The organism is Roseibium sp. M-1 (genome assembly GCF_054515675.1).
The window spans coordinates 72,537-93,166 of record NZ_JBTNQU010000002.1; the positions used below are offsets into that span (position 1 = coordinate 72,537).

Genomic DNA, 20,630 nt, shown 5'->3' on the forward strand with positions numbered 1-20,630 from the left:
ATGAACAAATCTTATATCTTCATAGTCGCTCTACTGATTTTGAGTGCAACAGCGATCGCGACTTTTACTTTTGTATTTCACGACAAATCTGAAACCAAGCAAGAGAAACACGAAAATAGGTCAACCGGCTTTGATCCCACCAAATACCCCATGACGGGTGGGCAAGAAATGAAACCTGATTTCGGCAATTCGAAAGGTGGGAACTGATGACCACCAAAAAGCGGATTGTTCTGTTTACAGCCATTTTGAGCCTGTTTTTCGGATCAAGCATGGCGCTGGCACAAGACGGCACAATATTGTCGACTGTCCAAAATCAGATACAAGCGGCGGCACAAGGATGGCAAACGACGATAGCCGATGCCGCTCGTTCGCTATTTTGGATCCTTGCTGGAATTGAATTTGGCATAGCGGCCGTCTGGCTGGCCGTTCAGGCCGCCTCTTTGGAAACCTGGGTCTCAGAGCTCATTCGCCGTATCATGTTCGTCGGCTTTTTTGCCTTCGTGCTCACCAATGGGCCGAGTTTCGCTCAGGCGATTGTAGACAGTCTTTTTCAGATCGGCGCCGGAGGTGGATCTGCTTCACCTGCTAACATTTTCAACGCTGGGATTACCGTCGCCGGCATCATGTCCAACAATGTACAGTTCGGTCTATTGGCAGATAACGGCCTCGCGATTGCTTCGGTCATAGCAATGGTCGTGGTGGTCATCTGCTTTTCCCTTGTCGCTGCAATTTTCGTCGCAGTGATGGCCGAAATGTATATTGGAATACTGGCGGGCATTATCATGCTCGGCTTGGGAGGTTCTTCGCATACCAAAGATTTCGCTATCAGATACCTGGTCTATTCGTTCTCGGTCGGCATGAAGCTTATGGCTCTCGTGATGATCGCAAAAATTGGATCTGACACCCTTATCGGATTAGCACAAAACGTATCTCCAGATGACGAGTTCATTGCAGCTCTAACAATCGCCGGCATATCGGTCGTGATTTTCATGATCGCTATCTACGTCCCACAGATCATTCAGGGTGTCGTCCAAGGCGTTTCCGTCAGCAATGGTATGGAAGTCATTCGTCACGGCACACAGTCCAGCACTTTCGCTGCCGGAACCGCTATCGGCGGCGCTCAAATGGCCGCCGGTGCGAAGGCAGCCTACGAAACCGCCAGGAACGATGGATCTTCGAGAGGGCAAGCTGCGGCGCAGGCCGCCATGGCTCCCTTTGCAGCCCTTTCATCAGCAGCCGCAGACAAGCTCTCTGGCGCCCCTCATGCAGGAAATGCCTCGGCACTGGGCCTTGCCAATCACAAACTGCGGCAATCCCTGCCGAACAAGCCAACTGGCGGATCTTCGCCCAAATCCTCCTGAGCAATAGGCAGTTAGATGGCAAAACATACTCCAATTGATAATCCCTATCTTGCCGCACGGATGGAATGGAACGAGCGATACGGCTCCTACATCCGTACCGCCCGCGTATGGCAGGGTGTCGGTCTTATTTCCCTGGCGATGGCAACAATCGGCTTCGGGTTTGCGCTGTACCAGAGCACCCAGGTCAAACTTGTCCCGTATATCGTCGAGGTGGACAAACTCGGTACGCCTGCGATCGGCGGCTTCCCGGCCCAGATCGAATATGCCGATGAGCGCGTTGTCCGCTCCATGCTCGGGGCCTGGATTGCTAACTTCCGATCGGTCACGCCGGATACAGTTGTTGCCAAAGGCTACATCGACCGCGTCTACGCGATGCTGCGGCAGACGGACGTCGCCACCCAGAAGGTCAACAACTTCTACCGGACGAACTCCCCTTTCGACCGGGCACAGTCTCGCACCGTGTCCGTCGAGGTGACGAGCATCGTGCCGCTCTCCAATCAATCCTATCAGATCGACTGGACCGAGATCGAACGGGACCGGAAAGGCAAGGAGCTTCAAACGAAGCGCTGGCGCGGGGTGGCGAACGTTACGCTCTCGCCCCCACAGGACGAAGCGGTCATCCGGCTCAATCCGATCGGCCTTTATCTCAAGGACTTCGACTGGACCGCTCAGCTGTAAGCAATTCGCACACTCAAAGAGAAAGAAATATGTCTCAGAAAAACTGGCTGCGCGCCGGCATGCGTATGCTCGCGGCTGCGACAGCCATCGCCACCTTGCCTGTTCAATCCTTGGCTGCTGACTACACTGCAAAGGAACTGCGAGCCCTCGGACTTTCGAGCGATTGGCGCAATGGTCGCGGTGTCATTACCAAAGGTCCGGACGGCAAGGTGATCTATCTCTATGGTCAGGTCCAACCGACCGTTGTCTGTGCTCCCCTGCAGGTCTGCGACATCGAATTGCAGCCCGGAGAAGCTGTTCGCAACGTCATGGTCGGGGATACGGTTCGTTGGAAGGTGGATCCTGCGACATCCGGTGGCCCAACCGGAAACTCGGTTCACCTGATCATCAAGCCGACCGAACCCGGGCTCGTCACATCGATGGTGGTGACCACGTCGAGGCGCACCTATCAAATCAAACTTCAAAGCGACAGTCACCGTTACATGGCCCGGGTAGGCTTCGATTACCCGGAAGATATCCAGGCCAAGTTCGAAGCGGCTAATCGACAGATCGAAGCCAACACCATTCCAGGTGCAGGCGTCTCCGCCGAGAACCTGGACTTCAAATTCCATGTTCGTGGTCAAGCCCGCTGGCGGCCGACACGTGTCTATTCGGACGGTCTCAAGACCTACATCCAATTTCCGAGTGGAATGGCGTCCGGTGATGCCCCGGTTCTTTATGTCACCGCCGGTGGACAGAACCAGATCGTCAATTATCGCCTGAAGGGCAGCCTCATGATCGTGGACTACATGATCGACCAGGCAGTGCTCGTTTCCGGTGTTGGCTACAGCCAGCAAAAAATCCGCATCAATAGGGGAGGGTGACGATGTTGCACACGCGCCGCTCAATTCTAAACGCCATTGGCATTTCGGCCCTCGCAACTCCGATGGCTGGCTGCATGACATCACAAAGCGGTTGGTTCAATCCGACGTCGAGCATTGATGCCGCCAACCTGTCTCCTTCCGCTGCACGCGTCGTCGCCGGCGACATGGTTGCAAAACTCTCCGAGCATGTCGGTGCAGGAACGGGAACCATCTTCCTAAAAGCTGACAATTCAGAGTTTGCCCTGGCCCTGGAAAATTCCTTGCGCGGGTGGGGGTATGCGGTCGCTGAAGCGGATCAGCAGCCATCAGGCGATACCATCATTCCCCTGGCCTACACGATCGATTCCGATGCAGGGCAAATCTTCGCTCGTCTCACCACGCCAACTGTCGAATTGGCACGGACCTATCAGGCAACGCCAACCGGAGCATCACCGACGAGCCCGGTTTCCGTTTTGACCAGAACTGTATAGAGGCGGCACTCATGAGCAATTCGGAATCGAACGTGCATCTGGCGGGTGGCGATATCCGGCCCGATGACGAAGCCCCCAAGATACGGCGCCTGAACAAACTTCCCATTGTCTTGTTCGTCGGGCTTATCGTGGTATTCGGCGTCGTGATCATCATCGGCCTTGCCAACCGTGGCATCAATTCGAGCAACAATGTCGCTGGCGACGAAGGCGGCGCGCCGGCGAGTGGGTTTGCGGATCAGCTCAAAGCCGGCATTAGCAACGGCGTCATTGATCCTCCCAGCCAGCATATCGCGGCAGTTCAACCAGACCCGGTCAGAGCCGCGGTCCCAGAGAAGGTTCAACAGCAGAGACCATTCGGCAACCCATTTCAACCGGAACCAGGCAAACCCGACGAGACCATTGCTCCACAGCAAACCGAGCCCGATTGGCGTGCTCAACTGGACCAGCGGTTTGAGGAACAACAGTTGCAGGAAATGCATCGGCAGCGGATGAAGCGGCTTCAATCAATCGATGCCGCCCATGACAGCCCCACCACTGTGAATCTGAGCGACCTTCAAGGCCAGGGGGAGGGGGGGCAAACCACACAGGGCAATCAAACGGGCAACGGCACCTTTACACGAGGTCCAACGTCACCTGATCTCCTCACAGCTGCCCTGCAGGCGGCTCAAGGAGAGAATGCCAATGCTGATCCCAACGGACAATTCGGCAAACAAGCTTTTTTCAACCAGGATATTGCCGAAGCTGGTTATCTCGCGAACCGCGTGGTTCCTCAGCAATCGCCTTATGAACTGAAGCGTGGATCCGTGATCCCGGCAACGCTCATCACCGGCATCAATTCAGACCTCCCTGGCCGGATCACTGGCCAGGTCAGGCAGAACGTCTACGACAGCGCAACCGGCCATCTGCTTCTGATCCCTCAGGGAACCAAGCTGTTCGGCCGGTACGATTCCGACGTGTCGTTCGGTCAGAACCGGGTTCTGGTCGTCTGGACGGACATTATTTTTCCGAACGGCGCCACCTTGCAGATCGGCTCCATGGGGGGTGTTGATGGTGAAGGCTATGGCGGTTTCAAGGATAAGGTGAATAACCACTACCTTCGGACTTTTGGCTCCGCGGCACTCCTTGCGATTATCGGAACGGGGATCGACATGGCAGTACCCGAAAGCTCAACGCTTGCCACCCAGGATGCGGCGTCCGATGCCGCCCGCCGGAACTTTGCGGAAGTGTTCGGTCGGGTGGTTGAGCGGACAATCAGCAAGAATCTTGATGTGCAGCCGACGTTACAAATCCGGCCGGGGTATAATTTCAACATCCTCGTCGATCAGGACATCATTTTTCCTGGACCGTACGGCTGATCATTGTGAAACCCAGGAAAGCAATTGAATCAGCAAAGAAGTGCTCCAATGGCTGAAGGCGCGCTGCAAACTCTATGGAAGGTTTACTTCGCACCGCTGTGCAGGCCGCAGGCGCTTTGGCTGTTCGAAGTATGTTGGTCACTGGATTTTTTTGTCTCCCTCTCTGCATTTGGCTTATGTGATTTTGGTCGATATGAGCTCGAACCATTAATTCGTGCTTCAAAAGTTTCTGATTGTGGCTTGTCACGCTATCTCCCGCGTCGGCAACATCTACTCCACGAGGCGGTTACTCAGCGAAGAGCGGCTTTGGAACCAGACATAAAAAACGAAGTTATGGAAAGTTGCAGTCAGGTGACGTTACGCTCCAAAATCCACATATGCACTGGCACCAATTTCGACTTACCCCACAAAGAATATGCTGTGGGGTACTTTGTGGCCATCGACTACTACGGCGCACTTGGATCAGCAGCCTGAACAGATTTGCGACTGTCCCTGATTGACTGTGCGATTTGAAATCTGCGCGGCGCACCACGTTCGAAAGCTGTCGGCTCAAAAACCTATCGCTAAGATCGTTTTCGGCTAGGCAACAAGACTATCGATCAGTTCATCGGCGAAGATAAGCTGGAGCTGCTGGACCTACTAGACCGGCAGGTTGAGATTGCCAAAACCGCAAAACAGGGAGGAACGGGAACGGGCCAGGTGGCATTGAAAAGTTAACTGACCGAGCCCGAAATTGGGGCTGATTGCGATGTTCACGCAGCTGCGAGGTGGGCGATCTCACTCCGCGCCTCCAAGGCGGCGGTGCGGAGCTCGCGAAATTCAGCGGACGTCATCTCGTGCCGGGGCCGGTGAAACAGGTTTGCAATCGTGTCATGAATGGAGATGAAGCGCTGCAAATGCCGAGGCGATTTGAAGCGTTTCTTAATGCGCACACGCCTTCGGGTCCTTTAGTGAGAGTTTTCGGCACGGTTATTCAAGCCCTAGCGCGAAAAGTGCGCAACCCCCGGCATGATCCCCCGCTTCGCCACCGGGTATGAGTGAAGTTTATCGGTGATCAATACACGCGGCGGATGACCTTGTCATTTCAGCAACTTGCGAATCAGGCGCAGGGCGGCATTCCGGTCACGCCAAGCTTGAGCCAGGACATCTAGCACGAACCCCTCCTGATCGACAGCCCGCCGAAGCCATTGCTTGTGCCCCCCGATCGAGACGACAACTTCATCCAGATGCCATTCGTCGCCGAATTTGCCAGACGTCTGGCGGCGGATCGTATTCGCGAATTCCCGTCCGAATTTTTCGGCCCAAGCCCGCACCGTCTGGTGCCACAGTATGAATCCGCGGTCCGCTAGAAGATCCTCGGCCATTCGCAAGCTCAGGTGAAATCGGAAATACAGCCAGACGGCATAAGTAATCACGTCAGGGGGAAACCGTGGCAGCGAAAGCGGCGGGCGTCGGTCATACCGCCATGTCGCACCTTACGCAGGCAGCCGCATTTACTTTACGGTGCCGATCGGTTTTCTAAATCGAATCCTGTGGCGACAATGTCGACGATACAACCCTCGTTAACGAGATCTACATGGACCTCCGGATACGCCGCAGGAAGACTGGGCCGAGTGGCGCCAGTATTTTGGGGAGTGCCGGCGCCGGCTACTCGACGAATGTTTAGCCGTGTTAAGTGCCAATTCGCCTTCAGTCGCAGGCGGCAGCGATTATGATCTCCACCTTCAACTCTTCCAAGGCAAGTTTCGTCTCTCCACAGGCTCGAGCCGGGGCGTGACCTTTGGGGATCCAGGCATCCCAGACGGCGTTCATTTCGGCAAAATCGCTCATATCAGACAACCAGACGATGGCCTGAAGTATGTTCTTGCGCGACGAGCCCGCCTTTTCCAGAAGAGCGTCGATGCGAGAAAGGCAGTCCCGAGTCTGCTCGGTGACCGTTGCGCCATTGCCTACTTGGCCGCACAAATATGCAACGCCATTGTGTTTGACGATCTTGCTCATCCGCGGGCCGGTTTCGATGCGTTCTATCATGTGACGGGTTCCTGTTCATCGATTAGGATGTCGTTCATGGCCTCCAACTCGCCGAGTGTGACCGGTTTCAGCGGTGGCCGGATGCGGTAATACCCGGTGGCGTCCTGCGTCTGGCCGGTTTCGGCAGCGAGAAGGTCCGTGACGGTCAGACCGCAATATCGGCCCTGGCAGGGGCCCATGCCGGAGCGTCCGAAAGCCTTTGCCTGGTTGGGACCAAGACAGCCGAGCCCCGCATAGCGGCGAATATCACCTGCGGTGACTTCCTCGCAGCGGCAGACGATCGTGTCGTCGGCAGGCGCCAATGCCTCTCCAAAGGGTGGGTATGCACGGTCCACGAGCGGCCGTGCGGCTAGTTCTGTTGCGAGTTTCCTGCTAATGCGAACAGCCGCCCGATCACGGTCCTCCCAGGTCGATTTGCCGAGATCGCAGGCTATTTCCAAAGCGGCCAGCCTGCCTTGAAGCTGGGCTGCCACCGCCCCGCCAATTCCAGCACCGTCGCCGGCAATGAAAACGTCCTGGAGCTGTGTTCTGCCCCAGTCATTCTTTTCCGGTACGAAACAATGCTGAGCCTCGTTCCAATGATGCGGCACATCAAGGGAGCGGGTGGCTTGCACGTTGGGCACGACCCCGTGATGCAGCAACACCGTGGCGCAATCCAGCCGGTGGCATTTTCCCTTGGAGATAAAGCTTATGGTTTCCGCCTTCGCACTGCCTTCAATGGCGATTTGCGACGCGCCTGTGTATCGGGCCACGCCAGCCTTTCGGACCTCGGCGAGGAGGCCGACACCTTTGGCCAACAACCGCCAGCCGCGCAGCGCACCGGGCAAATGCCGGAGCGCAGCCATCCTGTCCGCGGCTGTCTGGGTTTCAATCAGCGCCAACGGTGGCGAACCAGCCCGGCACATTTGGGCCGCGACCAGATACAGCAATGGTCCGCTGCCAGCCAGAACTGCCCGTTCGCACAAGATGCCGGATTGTTTGAGCAGGATCTGCGCGGCACCGACTGTCATCACTCCCGGCAGGGTCCAGCCGGGAACAGGCATCGGTCGCTCCAGGGCGCCCGTCGCAATCAATAGGCGCCTGGCGATGGCAGTGGATGCCGCGCCGCTTCGCGTGAAAGATACGCGCGGGCCGGCCTCGATCTGCCAGACCGTGGTGCTTGTCAGATGCCGGATCATCGGGTGGTCCAGCGCCTCCGCAAGAGCCCGTCCCCTGGTGTAATCGGTACCGAGAACCTGGGCCCGGCCTTCAGGCACTTGTGCCACGTCTCGGTAGATCTGGCCTCCCGGCCGTTTCTGTTCGTCCAGCAATAGAACCGTAAGTCCCGCATCAGCGGCTGTTCTGGCTGCCGCCATGCCGGCGGGACCGGCTCCGAGGACAATGAGATCGGCTTCAAGCATCGCCATCGTCTCCAACGTTCGGCATTTCTACCTTTAAACCTGCGGTCACCTCGGCCATGCAAGCCTGCCGGGTGATGCCGTCGATTTTGACGAGGCAATCGAAACAGGCCCCCATCATGCAGAAAGGACCACGCTGCGCACCTGATACGGGTGTTTTGCGAAAGGTTCGAACGCCGGCGGCCAGAAGTTCGGCGGCCAGATTGCCGCCGTCGCGCAACATCAGGTCCTTGCCGGCAAACCGGACGCGAACGCGTCGGACATCTGTTTCCAGTTCACGAAAGGGCGAAGCGGTCTTCACTGAACACCTCCAGGTCGGGCGCCTTATCGGTCTTTTCCAACCAATGGGGCAGGAAGGACGCATGGGCGGCGGCAAGCGTGATGCCGCTATGACAGGTCACGAGAAATGCGTCCGGCATTTCTTGGCTTTCCTGATAGATCGGCAAACCATCGGGCGAGAGCACGCGCAGTGCCCCCCAACTGCGCACCAGCTGGGCATTGGCGAGAATGGGATAGGCGGCCACCGCTTCGGCGGCGAGACCGGCGAGCCCCTTGACGGTAACCTCGTCATTAAAGCCGACTTCCTCGTTGGTCGCGCCGATCTGAACCCCGCCTTCGTCCACCTGGCGGGCAATCAGCGACGGCCGGTTGATGATCTTCGGCAGTTTCTCCGTGATCAGAACCTGGCCGCGCTGCGGCCGGATGGGGGCCTTGAAACCGAGTTTCGGGCCAAGCACGACAGAACCCAGCCCGGCTGCAAGCACCAACTTACCTGCTTCGACGACGGTCCCGTCGCTGCAACGGATTTCGAAGGAGCTGTTTCGCACGACCGTTTCCACGGTCTTGCCGTTCAGTACGCTACCGCCCTTGCTGCGGACACCTGCGGCCAGTCCCCGCAGCAGCTTCAGTGGATTGGCGTGACCGTCCTGATGGTGAAGGATGGCCCCGACCACTTTTGGGCCGATTTCCGGCTCTTCCCTGCGTAGTTCATTGTGACCAAGCACTTCGTAAGGGTAATCACCGCCAAGCTTGGCCTTCAGGGTTTCATATTTGGCGACGGTGTCAGCGAGGGCTTCGTCAGAGAAGTGAAAATCGTAACCGCCCTTCTGCTCGAGCGCTGCATCGACGCCGGTCGCGTCGCGCAAGGTGGCGGCAAAACCGGCCCAGGCAGCGGCAGACCGTTGCGACCAGCGGGCATAGGCAGGTTGATTCATGCCTTTCGATTGCACCCAGACAAGGCCGAAATTGCCCCGGCTGGCGCGGAAGCTGCCGTCGCCACCGTCAATGACCGTGACCGACCGGCCCATTTGGATCAGGCCCCAGGCAACAGAAAGCCCCACGACGCCCCCACCTATGATGGCGTAGTCCGATTCCATGATGTTTCCCATAAAAGATCAAAGTCCGGGCGGCGCATGCCGCCCGGGATTGCGTTGGTCAGTTCAATGCCTTGTCCAGGATTGACTGGCCCCATTCCTGGCCGACATCATTCAGGAGTTCCGGCCACACGGTTTCGCGCACCTTGGCTGCCATGTCCGCAAGCTGCTGGTCGGTGAGCTGGACGACATCCGTGCCGAGTTCGTCGGCAAGGCGCTGTTCCCACTTGCGCTGGTCTTCTTCGGCGACGACCCAGCGGGCGGCTTCGAAGTCCTCAGCAGCCTTTTTCATGGCCATCTGATCGTCTTCATCGAGGCTGGACAATGCTTCGTTTGAAATGATCATGAACCAGACCTCGAAATGGGTGTTGGCGGGGATATAAGACTTGGTCACGTCTCGGAACGATGCGTAGTAGCCTTCCGCACCGGAGCCGATGACACCGTCGACGACTCCTACCTGGATCGCCGTGAAGGCTTCGGAGAAGGGGATTGGCGATGGAATATAGCCGAGAGCCTCACCGGTAAGCTGGAAGCCCTTGATGCCCGGTACGCGCACCTTGATGCCCTTGGGCTCGGTGGAGCCGGGGGTAACGGCGTCGCGGTTCAGCGAAATGCCGCCAAAATAGACCGGGTAGGCTGCCAGCATGGTAATGTCTTGCTTTGCAAACAGCTCGGCCATCGTCTCGTGCAACACGCCGCCAGGACCGTAGATCTTGCGGGCCTCTTCCCAGTTGGAAGCAAGAAACGGCACAGAGGCGATCTGCATGCGCCGGTCCGTGCCGGTGCCTGCCGGCTGGGTCGCCATCTCGATGGCGCCGACTGAGACACGCTCCTGTACGGTGGTGTAGTCCCCCAATGCAGACGCGGCGTAGATCTCGATATTAACGTCGCCCCCGGTGGCTTCCTTCACTGCTTCCGCATAGGACTTGAGCTCGACGTCGATGGTCGCGCCCTGCGGGCGCACATGGCTCATCTTGAAATCGGCCGCCCGGGCTGCGCCGGAAAGACCTATCAGTGTTGCGACGGCTGTCGCGGTCAAAAGCTTTTTCATGATGTTCCCCGTGGTTTGCATGATTGTCCTCACATGAGTTTCGGTTTCGTCTGGTTTGATGGGGCCGGTCAGTAACCGAAGAGACGCGGCAGATAGAGCGACAGGTCTGGCCAGAAGGAGGTCAGGAACACCACCGGGACATAGCCTGTCACGACCAGGAACATGGCCGGCGGTATGACCTTGGTGACCTTCACCTTGCCGATACGGGCGCCGAGATAAAGGATCGAGGCATAGGGCGGTGTGACCCCGCCCATGGCGGTGTTGACGCCCATGATGGCTGCGAACTGGACCGGGCTGATGTCGAGCGCCTGCATTAACGGCAGCAGAAGCGGCGCGACGAGGATGATGGCCGTGGCATCGTTGACGACCATGCCGATCAGGAACAGCAGGATGTTGATCAGGATCAGCAACACGATCTTGTTCTCGGTGATGCCGAAGATGACGCTGACCAGCTTCTGCGGGACGCCCTCATAGACGAACATCTGGCCGAGGATCATCGAAAACAGGATCATCAGCATGATCGCGCCGACGGCCGTCGCGGCTTCCTTGCCGGCAAAGAGAAAGTTGTCTACTCGCAAGCCCTTGTAGATCAGGAACCCGACCGGAATTGCGTAGATGACGGCAAGGGCGGCGGATTCGGTCGGAGTCATGATACCGCCGTAGATGCCGCCGAGGATCATCACCGGCATCAGCAGGGCCGGGAAGGCGTAGACGCCGCGCCTGGAGATGTCGCTGGCGAACTCCTTCGCCGTCGGCTTTTCGTCCAGCACCAAATTGAACTTGCGCGCCATCCAGAGGTTCACGACCGAGAAGTTGAACATGATTAGAAGGCCCGGGCCGAGGGTCGCCAGGAAGCAGGCTGCAATCGACGTGTCGGTCACCCAGCCAAACAGGATCATGCTCAAGGACGGCGGGATCAAGAGGCCGAGGATCGAGGAATTGGCAATGAGCGCGGTGGCGTATTCCCGCGGATAGCCGCGCTTTTCCATTTCAGGAATAAGCAGCGGGCCGATGGCGGAAATACCTGTGAGGCCAGAGCCCGAGATTGCACCGATGATGGCACAGCTCACAGCGGCGACGACACCAAGACCGCCGCGGATATGACCGACAAAGGAATTGACGAAGCGCAACAAGGCAGCCGCAATACCGCTTTCCGACATGATGGTGCCGGCCAGCACGAACAGCGGAATGGCGAGCAGGGCCGGGTTGCCGAGTTGCTGGAAGCCCCAGAGCACCATGCCTTTCATGGTAACGTCGCCGATGAAATACATCACCATCAGCGCGGCGCCGAAGCACCAGGGCAGCGGTACGCCTAGGGTCAGAGTGATGACCAGGACCAAAATGGCCAGGAGCGCGATCTCGATCATGGTGCGCTTCCTTCCGCCGCCGTAAGGCTGCGGATATGCATCAGCAGATAGGTGACGGTGTAGGCCATCATCAGCACCAGCCCGACAAGCAGCGCGACATCGGCATAGAAAGTCGGGATGTAGAGCGTCGGACTTTCTCGCCACACCCTCCAGGCATAGCGGGTGTAGTCCCACGCCCAGCTCAGCAGCCAAAGGCCGACCGCGAGGCTGATGATCTCGCCGATGATGGCCAGAATAGTGTGCTGGCGGTCGGTCTTGAGGAAGATTTCGAGGACATTGGCGCGGATATGGCTGTTTTCCCGCGAGGCGTTGACCGCACCGAAAATATAAAGCCAGAGTGTCGGATACATGATCGTCTCTTCAAGCCCCATCACCGGGACCTGAAGCACGTAGCGCGTGATGACCTGAACGAACTGGCTAAGCGCAACAATCAGGATCAGAGCCGTCAACAGGCACTGTGTAAACCGTTCCAAAACCACCCCCCATACTGTTGGCGCCCCTATTTCGGCGCTCATCCCTCTCTGTCTGGAAGCGGAGTATGGAGTCGGCTAAGCCATAAAGGCAAATTCGAAATATTGCTACTTTGATAGAGTGACTTTATAGTTTGTCTATGAATCTCTCCTTCCGTCAGTTGCAGACCTTTGTCCAAGTGATGCGCACCGGCTCCGTCTCGGAAGCCGGCCGGGCGCTGGGGCGGACGCAGCCGGCGGTGAGTGCAATGATCGCTGGACTGGAACGGGAGGTCGGTTTCCAGCTCTTTGAACGCGAGCGAGGCAGGCTGGTGCCTAAACCCGAAGCGTACTACTTCCTGGAAGAAGCGGAATTCCTGCTGGAGCGGCTGGCCCGCTCCACGCGAACGCTGCATGACATCGGCAATCTGGAAAAAGGCAAGCTGCACATTGCCTGCAACCCGGCAGCCTCGAGCTTCTTCATGCCACAGGTGCTCGCCAACTTCCTGCGCGACAAGCCGGATATCGAGGCTTCGCTGATGATGCGGTCATCACCTGTGGTCACCGACTGGATAGCTTCGCAACAATACGACGTCGGGTTTGCCGAGACACCGGAGCCGCGGCGGACCATAAATTCGGAAATCTTCGCCTTGCCTGGCGTTTGCGCGCTGCCGAAGGACGATCCGCTCGCCCGCAAAAAGACCATTACACCTGCCGATCTGGATGGGCGGCCGATGGCGATGCTGTTTGACGACCACTCAATCAGCGCACAGACCCGCAAAGCGTTCCGGGAGGCGGGTGCGCGGCTCAACAAGCGCTTCGAGCTGCGTACATTCCTGCCTGCCCTGCAGCTCGTTTCGGAAGGGCTTTGCTACACGGTCTGCGAAGGCCTTTCGGCGATCAGCCATCAGGAAAGCTTCGGTTCGGAAAGCAACCTCGTCTTTCGGCCATTCAAACCGTACTGCTTTCTCAATATGTCCCTGCTCACCCCGGCCAATCGACCGCTCTCCCTACTTGTCGAAGCCTTTGTCGAGGCGTTACGCGAGGAAGTTCATGCCCTTCTGAGGCGGGCGGACGAGCTTTAATGGATGTTGTGGCTAAAACGAAGGATGACTGGGAGCGAGCCCTGTTGGAAAGACTGTAGAAGACCAAAGGAGAAACAGCCGGGAACGAAATACGAAGCGCAATTGTCATGGCGCTCCCGCCCCCGGCGAATGCAGGGAGCGGGGCTCGGGCCCGACTGGATGTTGCAGTTTCGTTATCAGCGCCGCTAATACGCGATATCCGCGTTCTAGGCGGCTGCCGCTTGCAAACCTTCTACCAAATGGTCGACTTGCTGCTTTGCCGTAGCGATAACCTGTTCCTGGACTTCGGCGCCTAAGGCGAGTTTCTCGGCCCGGATGAAGGTGACGTCCGTTATGCCGATAAACCCGAGCAAGGTGCGCAGGTGCGGCTCCTGGGCGTCCATGACCTGCGCCGGTCCTTCGCTGTAAAGCCCCCCGCGTGTCAGCACAACGATGGCGCGCTTGCCCTTCAAGAGACCTTCGGGACCGGCATCGCTATAGGAGAAGGTTATACCGGAGCGGAGCACGTAGTTGGTCGGCGCAATCAAGCACCCAAAGCAGCGGCAGATTTGGCTGCTGAAAGAGCGCTCCAGTAATGGGAGTTCCGCGTCATGCTTCTCAGTGCCATCGTTTAAAAACTGAAACGTCAATCGAAGGATGACTTCAAAGGCAGACAGCTTGAAGCCTGGCTGATCATCCAGGCGGTGTTCTGGTACTTGCGTTATCCGCTGAGCTATCGGTACTTGGAAGAAATGTTCCTGGAACGCGGCTTTCTGGTGGACCACAGCACCATCAACAGATGGGTTGTGGCGTATGCGCCGCTGATCGAAAAGCGGCTACGCCGGTTCCGCAAACCGCATTGCGGCTCGGTCCGCATCGATGAGACCTATGTGCGCATCGAGGGCTAATGGCGCTATCTGTATCGGTCCATCGACGAGCATGGAAACCCTCTCGATTTCCTGCTCACGGCGAAGCGCAATCTGAATGCGGCCAAGCGGTTCTTTCGAAATATGTTGCAGGATGCCTCGCTGCTGTCACCGGGTAAAATCGGCACCGATGCTGCCGGCACTTTTCCTCGGGCATCGGGGACGCGGTTGACGGCGGTCTGCTTGCTTCGGATCCAGTGCACTATGTGACCAAGCATTTGCAACAGGGTAATGAGAGCGATCATTTCATGGTGGAAGAAGAACATGCCGAAGGTCGGCGGGTTCCGCTCGTTCAACTCCGCCAGAAATTCCATCGCCAGCATTGAAGCCATGCTGTGGCTCAAGAAGGGCTTTGAATTTACCGGTCAGTGGAGTGTCCGCGAACAAAACGATCTGCTGGCGGTGCTCTTCGGAATTGAAAAAGTTAACGAAGCCCGAAAGTCGCTCCCAAAACGGGAGAACGCTGTCCGTCAGCGAAAGTTGCGACAGGCCCTCCTGATGGCTCTCCCATCGTGGGCCACACTTGATAACTTTTCGATATAAACTCGAGAACGGACGATATTAGCCTGGTTCGGGACGAGTACATAGACTGGAAGGGGCAAGTGCAGAACTGGCACCCCCAAGAATATTCAAGAATCCAGTCCGTCAGACATAGAGCTACGGCATACCCCAACAACAAGTGAGGATGCAATGAACACGACACGGAGGAATTTTCTATTGACGACCGCAGTGGTAGGGCTGCTCGCCCTCCCCAACAGTTGGTCGGCGACCAGTGCCACCGCCAGTGAGGCTGATCACTTCAATATCGCCATCAGCAAGCAACCGGGCAACCTTGACCCACATCGCTATATGGGATTGTGGGCCGTGCAGTCGATCATCTTCGAACCCTTGGTCAAGTATAGCAGCGACGGCTCACTTCAGCCGGCTCTGGCCGAGAGCTGGGACGTCTCGGAGGACGGAAAGGCGTTGACGTTCCACCTGCGCCCGGATGTGGTTTTCAGCGACGGAACACCCTGGAACGCCGAGGCGATGACCTGGAACCTGGATCGCTGGATCGGCTCCAGCGATCACAGCTGGCTTTCGATCTCCGCTCAGTTCGACCGCTATGAGGTGATCGACGACATGACAGTCGCCATTCACCTGAAAGAGCCGGCGCCGGCGGCCCTGTCCGAACTGACGGTCGTGCGTCCCGTACGCTTTCTGAGCCCGGCGTCAGTTGCGGCGGATGGCAGCTATCAGGATGCCGTCGGCACCGGGCCGTTTGTCATCAGCCGCAACGATCAGGAGGGGGCGACGCTTGTCCACAATGAGTCGTACTGGGGTGCGGAACCAACGGTGGAAACAATCGAACTGATCGTGATGCCAAATTCGCGCAGCCGCGTGGATGGTGTGCGTTCGGGTCAGATCGACGCGGTGGGCGGCCAGTTTTTGGCACGGGTCTCCCCTCAGGAAGCCGAAACCTTGAAACACTCTGGCCTGAGCATCGCCACGGCGCAGGGCACCGATACGATGGTGCTTGGTTTCAACCCAGAGCGCCCGCTGTTCCAGGACAAGCGGATCCGGGAAGCCATCGCCCTCTCCATCGATCGCATCCTGATCGCGGATAGGCTGATGAAGGGCTTTGCCCAGCCCACGGCCAACCTGTTTCCGGCGGTTGTCCCGCTTTCGGGCAAGCGATACGACGTGCCGGAACGGGATCTGGAGCGCGCCAAGGCGCTGCTGGAAGAGGCCGGCTGGACCGGGGATGGCATCCGCCAGAAAGACGGCCAGCCGCTGGCGATCGAACTGGTGATTTCTGAAGATGCCGTGCCCGGCTCCCGGGCTCTTGGCGAGGTGCTTCAGTCCTTCGTGCGCGAGGCGGGCGTGGAGCTCAGCCTGCGCATGGTCGATCATGCCAGCCGCCATGACGACATCCCGCAGATGAAATACGATGTCGCGCTCTTTGTCACCACGGGCGCTCCCTACGATCCCTATGCCTCCTTGCCGTTGTATTTCTCCAGTGCGTTCCTGACCGGAACCGATGGCAAAATGTTCATGGACAAGGAGGAGCTTGATCCGCTGATTGATGCGGCCATGATGGCCCAGGGAGACGAGCGCGAAGTGGCGTTCCAGGCCTTCAACGACTGGCTGCACGACAATACCGGCATCGTCCCACTGTACCACCCCGACCGGATCTGGGTGCACAGCCCGCGTGTGGTCGGGTTCGAAGTCCCGGCAACGGAATACGAACTTCCATACAGTGGCATCTCGATCAAAGGCGATCACTGAACCATCGGCCAGCTGTCGCAAGATGTGGCGGCTGGCCCTCCATTCCACTGACGGATGCCAGGAGTTAGACCTTGCTAAATCTGATCAGAAAAAGGGTCTGGAGCGCAATCACACTGATTATGGTTGCCTCCGTTCTGTGCTTCACCCTGATTTCCGCCTTTCCAGGAAATGTAGCGGTCATCATCGCCGAACAGCGCTCAGCACATGTCACTTCGGAGATCATCGAACAGATCGAAGCAGAGTATAATCTCGATAAGTCGGTAATCGTCCGGTACGGCTACTGGATCGCGGACACCGTTCAGGGCAATTTCGGCCAGTCTCTTCGGACCGGCGAAAAGGTCTCCGAGGCCTTGGCCGGCCGTGTTCAGCCCACGCTGACCCTGATCTTTGGGGGCAGTCTGGTGGCGCTTCTGGTTGGCGCCACCTTCAGCTTTCTCGGCGCGCTGCGTCCCGGAAGCGGGCTGGACCATGGAATGCGGGCCATCGCACTGCTCGGAGCCTCGCTGCCCAAGTTTTTCCTCGCCGCTTTGCTGGTCTATCTTTTCGGCGTGATCTTCCGAGTGTTGCCAACCTATGGCTATTCCGGTCCGTCTTCATGGATTCTGCCCGCTCTGGCCATCGGCATCGTTCCGGGGGCGTTGATCAGCCGCGTGACCCGGGTCGCGCTGGAGGATGCGATGAGTAAGCCCTATGTGACCACCGCCGTGGCCAAAGGGGCCAGCCGGACCCGGATCCTGATCCGCGATGCGCTGCCCAATGTGGTGCCGGTCGTGGTCAACGCCTTCGGTCTCCACTTCGCCTTCATGGTGCAGGCGGCCATCGTCATCGAGCCGATCTTTGCCTGGCAGGGTATGGCCTCCTATTTCATCGACGCCGTGCGCTACCGGGACTTCCAGGTCTTGCAGTCCACTCTGCTGCTCTTCTCGGTCTTCTTCATCTTGGTGAACCTGACCGTCGATCTGATCGTGATTACGGTCGATCCCAAGCAACGCCGCCCCAGGAGACACTGATATGTCCCTTGACACTCTTCTTGAATACGCCCGCAAAATTGGTTTCGTTCCTTTGGCGATCGTGTTCGCTTTCATCTTCGTCGGGGTCTTTGCCTCTTTCCTAGCGCCCTACGATCCCACCGCGCAAAGCCTGCTCTACAGCAACGAGAGCTTTTCGATGCAGCATTGGCTGGGCACCGACCACCTTGGGCGCGATACGCTGTCGCGGATCATCATGGGGGCGCAGACCACATTGCTGGCCGTGACAACCGTGATCGTCTTTGCCATGGGTTTTGGCGTCTTCATCGGCACCATCTCGGGCTATGTCGGCGGGCTTGTGGACGAGGTTCTGATGCGGTTCGTCGATTTCGGCCTCAGCGTGCCAAGTATGGTCGTCGCCCTCGCCATCATCGGTGTCTTCGGTCCAACCTATCAGAACATGATCCTCGCGCTGACCATCGCCTGGATTCCCAGCTACGCCCGGTTAAGCCGCGCCACCGTTGCCGCGACGGTGCAACAGCCGCATATCGAGAGCCTGCTGGTGCTGGGCGCTAGTCCCGCACGGATCATTTTCCGCCACCTTGCCCCCTCCGCCTTTGGTTCGGTTCTTGTCTACGCAAGTGCGGACGCCGGCATTCTGGCCCTCGCGGTAGCCACCCTCAGCTTTCTTGGGCTTGGGGTCCAGCCACCTATGTCGGAATGGGGGCAAATGCTGGTGGATGCCCTGCCCTATATCGAGGAAACGCCCCGCCAGGTGTTGGTTCCAGGTCTTGCTCTGACGGCAATGGTGATTGGCTTCAACCTGTTGGGTGAATCCCTCGCGCTGATGAAATCGCCTCGCAAGCTCAGTAAGCGCAAGCTGGCCCTGCGCCGCGCGGCCATCCTCGCTCAGGGAGAGGCATTATGACGCCGTTTGACAACACCGCCATCCTTAAGGCCGTAGATCTGTCGATCCATCTGCATACGGAAAGCGCAACCGTCTGGCCCGTGCGTCGGGTGAACTACGCGGTCCATCCGGGGCAAACCCTCGCCATCGTCGGCGAAAGCGGCAGCGGCAAGACGGTGATGAACTTCTCACCGCTCGGGTTGTCGCCGGCAGGGGTCACCGCGGATTGTTCCGGCGCCATGCTGTTCGGCGGAACGGATCTGTTGAAGCTCAGCGAAAAACAAATGCAATCCTATCGCGGCGGCGAGATCGGCTTTATCTTTCAGGATCCGCTCAGCGCGTTGAACCCGTCGCGCAGGATCGGACGGCAGATCGCCGAAGTCGCCGAGGCGCATCTGGGCATGACGGCAAAGCAGGCCATGGACAGGGCGCGCGAGCTGCTCGAGCTGGTGGGCATTCCCGACGCAGCTGCGCGTCTCAATCAATATCCGCACGAGTTGAGCGGCGGGATGCGGCAGAGGGTGATGATTGCCTCGGCTATCGCCGGAGAGCCCAAGGTGCTGATCGCCGATGAACCCACGACCGCCCTGGACGTGACGGTTCAGGCGCAGATCATCCGCTTGTTGCAGGATCTGCAAAAGCGGCTGGGGATGGCGATCGTGCTGGTCTCCCACGATATCGGGATCGTGTCAGGGCTGGCCGACCAGATAGCAGTTATGTACGCGGGCCGGATCGTCGAATTCGGCGGGGCTGAGAAAATCCTGCTGTCCCCGAAACACCCCTACACGCAGGCACTGCTCGACTCCGTGCCCAGGCTCGATGCGGAGATTGGCAGCAGATTCAAAGGCCTGCTTGGCCTTCCGCCGGACCTGTCTAAGCCGATGTCGGGCTGCCCGTTCCGATCGCGCTGCGCCAAGGCGGTGGAAGCTTGCGGGTCCTATACCCCCGTTATGGAGCCGGTTGGACCCGGCCAGATGGCCGCTTGCCCGGTGGAAAACCCGCTCAATGCTTTATGCGAAGAAGTAAAAATGGTGAATGGGTGAACGCGATGTTGGAGATAGAGAACCTTATCGTCCAGTTCCAGGATCGTGGCACCGGCGATACCATCACGGCCTGCGACAAGATCAGCTTGACCGTGAATGAGGCCGAAATCGTTGGTCTGGTCGGGGAATCCGGATGCGGCAAATCCACGCTTGGACGCACGATCGTCGGACTGGAGGGCGCCAGCTCTGGCCGCATCCTCTACAAGGGCCGGGATATTCTGTCGCTTGGCTGGAAGGAACGGCGCAGATTGCGGCGGGAAATCCAGTATATATTTCAGGATCCCTACTCCGCCCTGATCCCGCGTCAGAGCGTCGGACAGATGATGGACGAAGCGCTGGTTATCGCCGGAGAGCGCAATCAGGCAAGTCGGCTGCGCCGCGCCGAAGAGCTGATGTCGGAAGTCGGTCTGGCCCCCGAGGCGCTCAGCCGCCGCCCAAGGGAACTCTCCGGCGGCCAGCGGCAGCGCGTCTGCATCGCTCGGGCTCTGGTCACCGACCCCAAGGTGTTGATCTGTGACGAGCCAGTCAGCGCACTCGACGTCTCCGTCAGGGCGCAAGTGATGAACCTATTCCTGCGCCTTAAGGAGGAAAAGGGCATGGCGATCCTGTTTGTCGCCCATGACCTCGCGGTGGTCCGGCAGGCGGCAAACCGGGTCTACGTGATGTACCTCGGGCAGATCATGGAACATGGCGACAGCCAGGCGCTTTATGCCCAGCCGATGCATCCTTATACGCAGTCGCTACTTGGGGCCGTACCCTCGACGGATCCGCGTATCGAGAAGGCGCGCAAACACATCGTTCTGGAGGGCGATGTGCCAAGCCCAGCAAACCCGCCATCGGGATGCAGGTTCAGAACGCGTTGCCCGGCTGCGGCGGAGGTTTGCTTTGCGCCTCCTCCCGTCTCCTCCCGGCGATCCCAGGAAGCACAGTGCCACTTTGCGGGGGATATTCACCTCACCCCGCCCGAGTAGCCCTATCGCAGCAGCGCCACTGCCGCCCCAGACAAGCCCGCCACCGGATCGACATCGATGCCAGGCCCACCACCATGCCGTCCAGTCG

The 20,630-nt window shown here is 58.4% G+C and carries 21 protein-coding genes and 3 pseudogenes; 14 read left to right on the plus strand and 10 right to left on the minus strand.

The window, feature by feature from the left end:
• The 7 genes from ACX3M4_RS30165 to ACX3M4_RS30195 are packed head-to-tail and all read left to right on the plus strand — an operon-like array spanning position 1 to position 5,201.
• Positions 1-207 carry a TrbJ/VirB5 family protein gene (locus tag ACX3M4_RS30165; protein WP_459359684.1) on the plus strand — a complete coding sequence of 69 codons (207 nt, stop codon included), beginning with the start codon at positions 1-3 and terminating at the stop codon, positions 205-207.
• The gene (gene trbL, locus ACX3M4_RS30170; RefSeq protein ID WP_459359685.1) at positions 207-1,361 is read left to right on the plus strand and encodes a P-type conjugative transfer protein TrbL; all 1,155 of its coding nucleotides are present in this window, start codon (positions 207-209) and stop codon (positions 1,359-1,361) included. The genes ACX3M4_RS30165 and trbL overlap by 1 nt, the downstream gene beginning before the upstream one ends.
• Positions 1,362-1,376: 15 nt before the next feature.
• Entirely contained in the window at positions 1,377-2,039 is a 663-nt protein-coding gene (trbF, locus tag ACX3M4_RS30175; protein ID WP_459359686.1) for a conjugal transfer protein TrbF, read from the plus strand.
• A 29-nt stretch (positions 2,040-2,068) separates the two neighbouring features.
• Positions 2,069-2,902 (plus strand): P-type conjugative transfer protein TrbG, encoded by an 834-nt coding sequence (gene trbG, locus ACX3M4_RS30180; protein ID WP_459359687.1) that lies wholly within the window; start codon positions 2,069-2,071, stop codon positions 2,900-2,902.
• 2 nt (positions 2,903-2,904) lie between these two features.
• Complete coding sequence (locus ACX3M4_RS30185) at positions 2,905-3,372, plus strand: conjugal transfer protein TrbH (protein WP_459359688.1); 468 nt, start codon at positions 2,905-2,907, stop codon at positions 3,370-3,372.
• Positions 3,373-3,383: 11 nt separating this feature from the next.
• Positions 3,384-4,727 carry an IncP-type conjugal transfer protein TrbI gene (gene trbI, locus ACX3M4_RS30190; protein ID WP_459359689.1) on the plus strand — a complete coding sequence of 448 codons (1,344 nt, stop codon included), beginning with the start codon at positions 3,384-3,386 and terminating at the stop codon, positions 4,725-4,727.
• A gap of 48 nt (positions 4,728-4,775) precedes the next feature.
• Positions 4,776-5,201 (plus strand): hypothetical protein, encoded by a 426-nt coding sequence (locus ACX3M4_RS30195; protein WP_459359690.1) that lies wholly within the window; start codon positions 4,776-4,778, stop codon positions 5,199-5,201.
• Between the two features lie 278 nt (positions 5,202-5,479).
• On the opposite strand, the pseudogene ACX3M4_RS30200 reads toward ACX3M4_RS30195, so the two are convergent.
• The 9 genes and pseudogenes from ACX3M4_RS30200 to ACX3M4_RS30240 all read right to left on the minus strand — a co-directional run bounded on the left by ACX3M4_RS30200 (position 5,480) and on the right by ACX3M4_RS30240 (position 12,461).
• Positions 5,480-6,163: pseudogene (locus tag ACX3M4_RS30200) on the minus strand (IS6 family transposase).
• Positions 6,164-6,231: 68 nt separating this feature from the next.
• Positions 6,232-6,356, minus strand: a pseudogene (locus ACX3M4_RS30205) (LysR family transcriptional regulator); the annotation flags it as partial.
• Positions 6,357-6,416: 60 nt separating this feature from the next.
• Entirely contained in the window at positions 6,417-6,758 is a 342-nt protein-coding gene (locus tag ACX3M4_RS30210; RefSeq protein ID WP_459359691.1) for a RidA family protein, read from the minus strand.
• Positions 6,755-8,164 carry an FAD/NAD(P)-dependent oxidoreductase gene (locus ACX3M4_RS30215; RefSeq protein WP_459359692.1) on the minus strand — a complete coding sequence of 470 codons (1,410 nt, stop codon included), beginning with the start codon at positions 8,162-8,164 and terminating at the stop codon, positions 6,755-6,757. Before ACX3M4_RS30215 ends, ACX3M4_RS30210 begins: the two co-directional genes overlap by 4 nt.
• Positions 8,151-8,456, minus strand: coding sequence for a (2Fe-2S)-binding protein (locus tag ACX3M4_RS30220; protein ID WP_459359693.1), 306 nt, complete (start codon positions 8,454-8,456; stop codon positions 8,151-8,153). The genes ACX3M4_RS30215 and ACX3M4_RS30220 overlap by 14 nt, the downstream gene beginning before the upstream one ends.
• Complete coding sequence (locus ACX3M4_RS30225) at positions 8,431-9,531, minus strand: NAD(P)/FAD-dependent oxidoreductase (protein WP_459359694.1); 1,101 nt, start codon at positions 9,529-9,531, stop codon at positions 8,431-8,433. The genes ACX3M4_RS30220 and ACX3M4_RS30225 overlap by 26 nt, the downstream gene beginning before the upstream one ends.
• Positions 9,532-9,589: 58 nt before the next feature.
• A complete protein-coding gene (dctP, locus tag ACX3M4_RS30230; protein ID WP_459359695.1) occupies positions 9,590-10,579 on the minus strand; it encodes a TRAP transporter substrate-binding protein DctP in 990 nt (329 codons plus the stop codon).
• A gap of 68 nt (positions 10,580-10,647) precedes the next feature.
• Positions 10,648-11,946 carry a TRAP transporter large permease gene (locus ACX3M4_RS30235; protein ID WP_459359696.1) on the minus strand — a complete coding sequence of 433 codons (1,299 nt, stop codon included), beginning with the start codon at positions 11,944-11,946 and terminating at the stop codon, positions 10,648-10,650.
• The gene (locus ACX3M4_RS30240) at positions 11,943-12,461 is read right to left on the minus strand and encodes a TRAP transporter small permease (RefSeq protein ID WP_459359697.1); all 519 of its coding nucleotides are present in this window, start codon (positions 12,459-12,461) and stop codon (positions 11,943-11,945) included. Before ACX3M4_RS30240 ends, ACX3M4_RS30235 begins: the two co-directional genes overlap by 4 nt.
• Before the next feature lie 95 nt (positions 12,462-12,556).
• Between ACX3M4_RS30240 and ACX3M4_RS30245 the strand changes: the two genes are divergently transcribed.
• Positions 12,557-13,480, plus strand: a complete 924-nt coding sequence (locus ACX3M4_RS30245; RefSeq protein ID WP_459359726.1) for a LysR substrate-binding domain-containing protein — start codon at positions 12,557-12,559, stop codon at positions 13,478-13,480.
• 206 nt (positions 13,481-13,686) lie between these two features.
• On the opposite strand, the gene ACX3M4_RS30250 is transcribed toward ACX3M4_RS30245, so the two are convergent.
• A complete protein-coding gene (locus ACX3M4_RS30250) occupies positions 13,687-14,196 on the minus strand; it encodes an FMN-dependent NADH-azoreductase (protein ID WP_459359727.1) in 510 nt (169 codons plus the stop codon).
• Here ACX3M4_RS30250 and ACX3M4_RS30255 point away from each other — a divergent pair.
• The 6 genes and pseudogenes from ACX3M4_RS30255 to ACX3M4_RS30280 all read left to right on the plus strand — a co-directional run.
• Positions 14,098-14,820, plus strand: a pseudogene (locus ACX3M4_RS30255) (IS6 family transposase); the annotation flags it as partial. The gene ACX3M4_RS30250 and the pseudogene ACX3M4_RS30255 overlap by 99 nt on opposite strands.
• 255 nt (positions 14,821-15,075) lie before the next feature.
• Complete coding sequence (locus ACX3M4_RS30260; protein WP_459359698.1) at positions 15,076-16,653, plus strand: ABC transporter substrate-binding protein; 1,578 nt, start codon at positions 15,076-15,078, stop codon at positions 16,651-16,653.
• Between the two features lie 71 nt (positions 16,654-16,724).
• Positions 16,725-17,663 carry an ABC transporter permease gene (locus ACX3M4_RS30265; RefSeq protein WP_459359699.1) on the plus strand — a complete coding sequence of 313 codons (939 nt, stop codon included), beginning with the start codon at positions 16,725-16,727 and terminating at the stop codon, positions 17,661-17,663.
• A gap of 1 nt (position 17,664) precedes the next feature.
• Positions 17,665-18,549, plus strand: coding sequence for an ABC transporter permease (locus tag ACX3M4_RS30270; RefSeq protein ID WP_459359700.1), 885 nt, complete (start codon positions 17,665-17,667; stop codon positions 18,547-18,549).
• Complete coding sequence (locus ACX3M4_RS30275) at positions 18,546-19,571, plus strand: ABC transporter ATP-binding protein (RefSeq protein WP_459359701.1); 1,026 nt, start codon at positions 18,546-18,548, stop codon at positions 19,569-19,571. The genes ACX3M4_RS30270 and ACX3M4_RS30275 overlap by 4 nt, the downstream gene beginning before the upstream one ends.
• A gap of 5 nt (positions 19,572-19,576) precedes the next feature.
• Positions 19,577-20,542, plus strand: a complete 966-nt coding sequence (locus ACX3M4_RS30280) for an ABC transporter ATP-binding protein (RefSeq protein WP_459359702.1) — start codon at positions 19,577-19,579, stop codon at positions 20,540-20,542.
• The last annotated feature ends 88 nt before the right edge of the window (positions 20,543-20,630 follow it).

What these genes read in the sequence shown, in the direction of transcription:
- ACX3M4_RS30165 (WP_459359684.1), top strand. Translation starts at nt 1, where the DNA reads ATGAACAAATCTTATATCTTCATAGTCGCTCTACTGATTTTGAGTGCA.
- trbF (WP_459359686.1), top strand. Translation starts at nt 1,377, where the DNA reads ATGGCAAAACATACTCCAATTGATAATCCCTATCTTGCCGCACGGATG.
- dctP (WP_459359695.1), bottom strand. Translation starts at nt 10,579, where the DNA reads ATGAAAAAGCTTTTGACCGCGACAGCCGTCGCAACACTGATAGGTCTT.
- ACX3M4_RS30280 (WP_459359702.1), top strand. Translation starts at nt 19,577, where the DNA reads ATGTTGGAGATAGAGAACCTTATCGTCCAGTTCCAGGATCGTGGCACC.
- ACX3M4_RS30270 (WP_459359700.1), top strand. Translation starts at nt 17,665, where the DNA reads ATGTCCCTTGACACTCTTCTTGAATACGCCCGCAAAATTGGTTTCGTT.
- ACX3M4_RS30245 (WP_459359726.1), top strand. Translation starts at nt 12,557, where the DNA reads ATGAATCTCTCCTTCCGTCAGTTGCAGACCTTTGTCCAAGTGATGCGC.
- ACX3M4_RS30260 (WP_459359698.1), top strand. Translation starts at nt 15,076, where the DNA reads ATGAACACGACACGGAGGAATTTTCTATTGACGACCGCAGTGGTAGGG.
- trbG (WP_459359687.1), top strand. Translation starts at nt 2,069, where the DNA reads ATGTCTCAGAAAAACTGGCTGCGCGCCGGCATGCGTATGCTCGCGGCT.
- ACX3M4_RS30215 (WP_459359692.1), bottom strand. Translation starts at nt 8,164, where the DNA reads ATGGCGATGCTTGAAGCCGATCTCATTGTCCTCGGAGCCGGTCCCGCC.
- ACX3M4_RS30195 (WP_459359690.1), top strand. Translation starts at nt 4,776, where the DNA reads ATGGCTGAAGGCGCGCTGCAAACTCTATGGAAGGTTTACTTCGCACCG.
- ACX3M4_RS30235 (WP_459359696.1), bottom strand. Translation starts at nt 11,946, where the DNA reads ATGATCGAGATCGCGCTCCTGGCCATTTTGGTCCTGGTCATCACTCTG.
- ACX3M4_RS30225 (WP_459359694.1), bottom strand. Translation starts at nt 9,531, where the DNA reads ATGGAATCGGACTACGCCATCATAGGTGGGGGCGTCGTGGGGCTTTCT.
- trbL (WP_459359685.1), top strand. Translation starts at nt 207, where the DNA reads ATGACCACCAAAAAGCGGATTGTTCTGTTTACAGCCATTTTGAGCCTG.
- ACX3M4_RS30210 (WP_459359691.1), bottom strand. Translation starts at nt 6,758, where the DNA reads ATGATAGAACGCATCGAAACCGGCCCGCGGATGAGCAAGATCGTCAAA.
- ACX3M4_RS30240 (WP_459359697.1), bottom strand. Translation starts at nt 12,461, where the DNA reads ATGAGCGCCGAAATAGGGGCGCCAACAGTATGGGGGGTGGTTTTGGAA.
- ACX3M4_RS30275 (WP_459359701.1), top strand. Translation starts at nt 18,546, where the DNA reads ATGACGCCGTTTGACAACACCGCCATCCTTAAGGCCGTAGATCTGTCG.
- trbI (WP_459359689.1), top strand. Translation starts at nt 3,384, where the DNA reads ATGAGCAATTCGGAATCGAACGTGCATCTGGCGGGTGGCGATATCCGG.
- ACX3M4_RS30185 (WP_459359688.1), top strand. Translation starts at nt 2,905, where the DNA reads ATGTTGCACACGCGCCGCTCAATTCTAAACGCCATTGGCATTTCGGCC.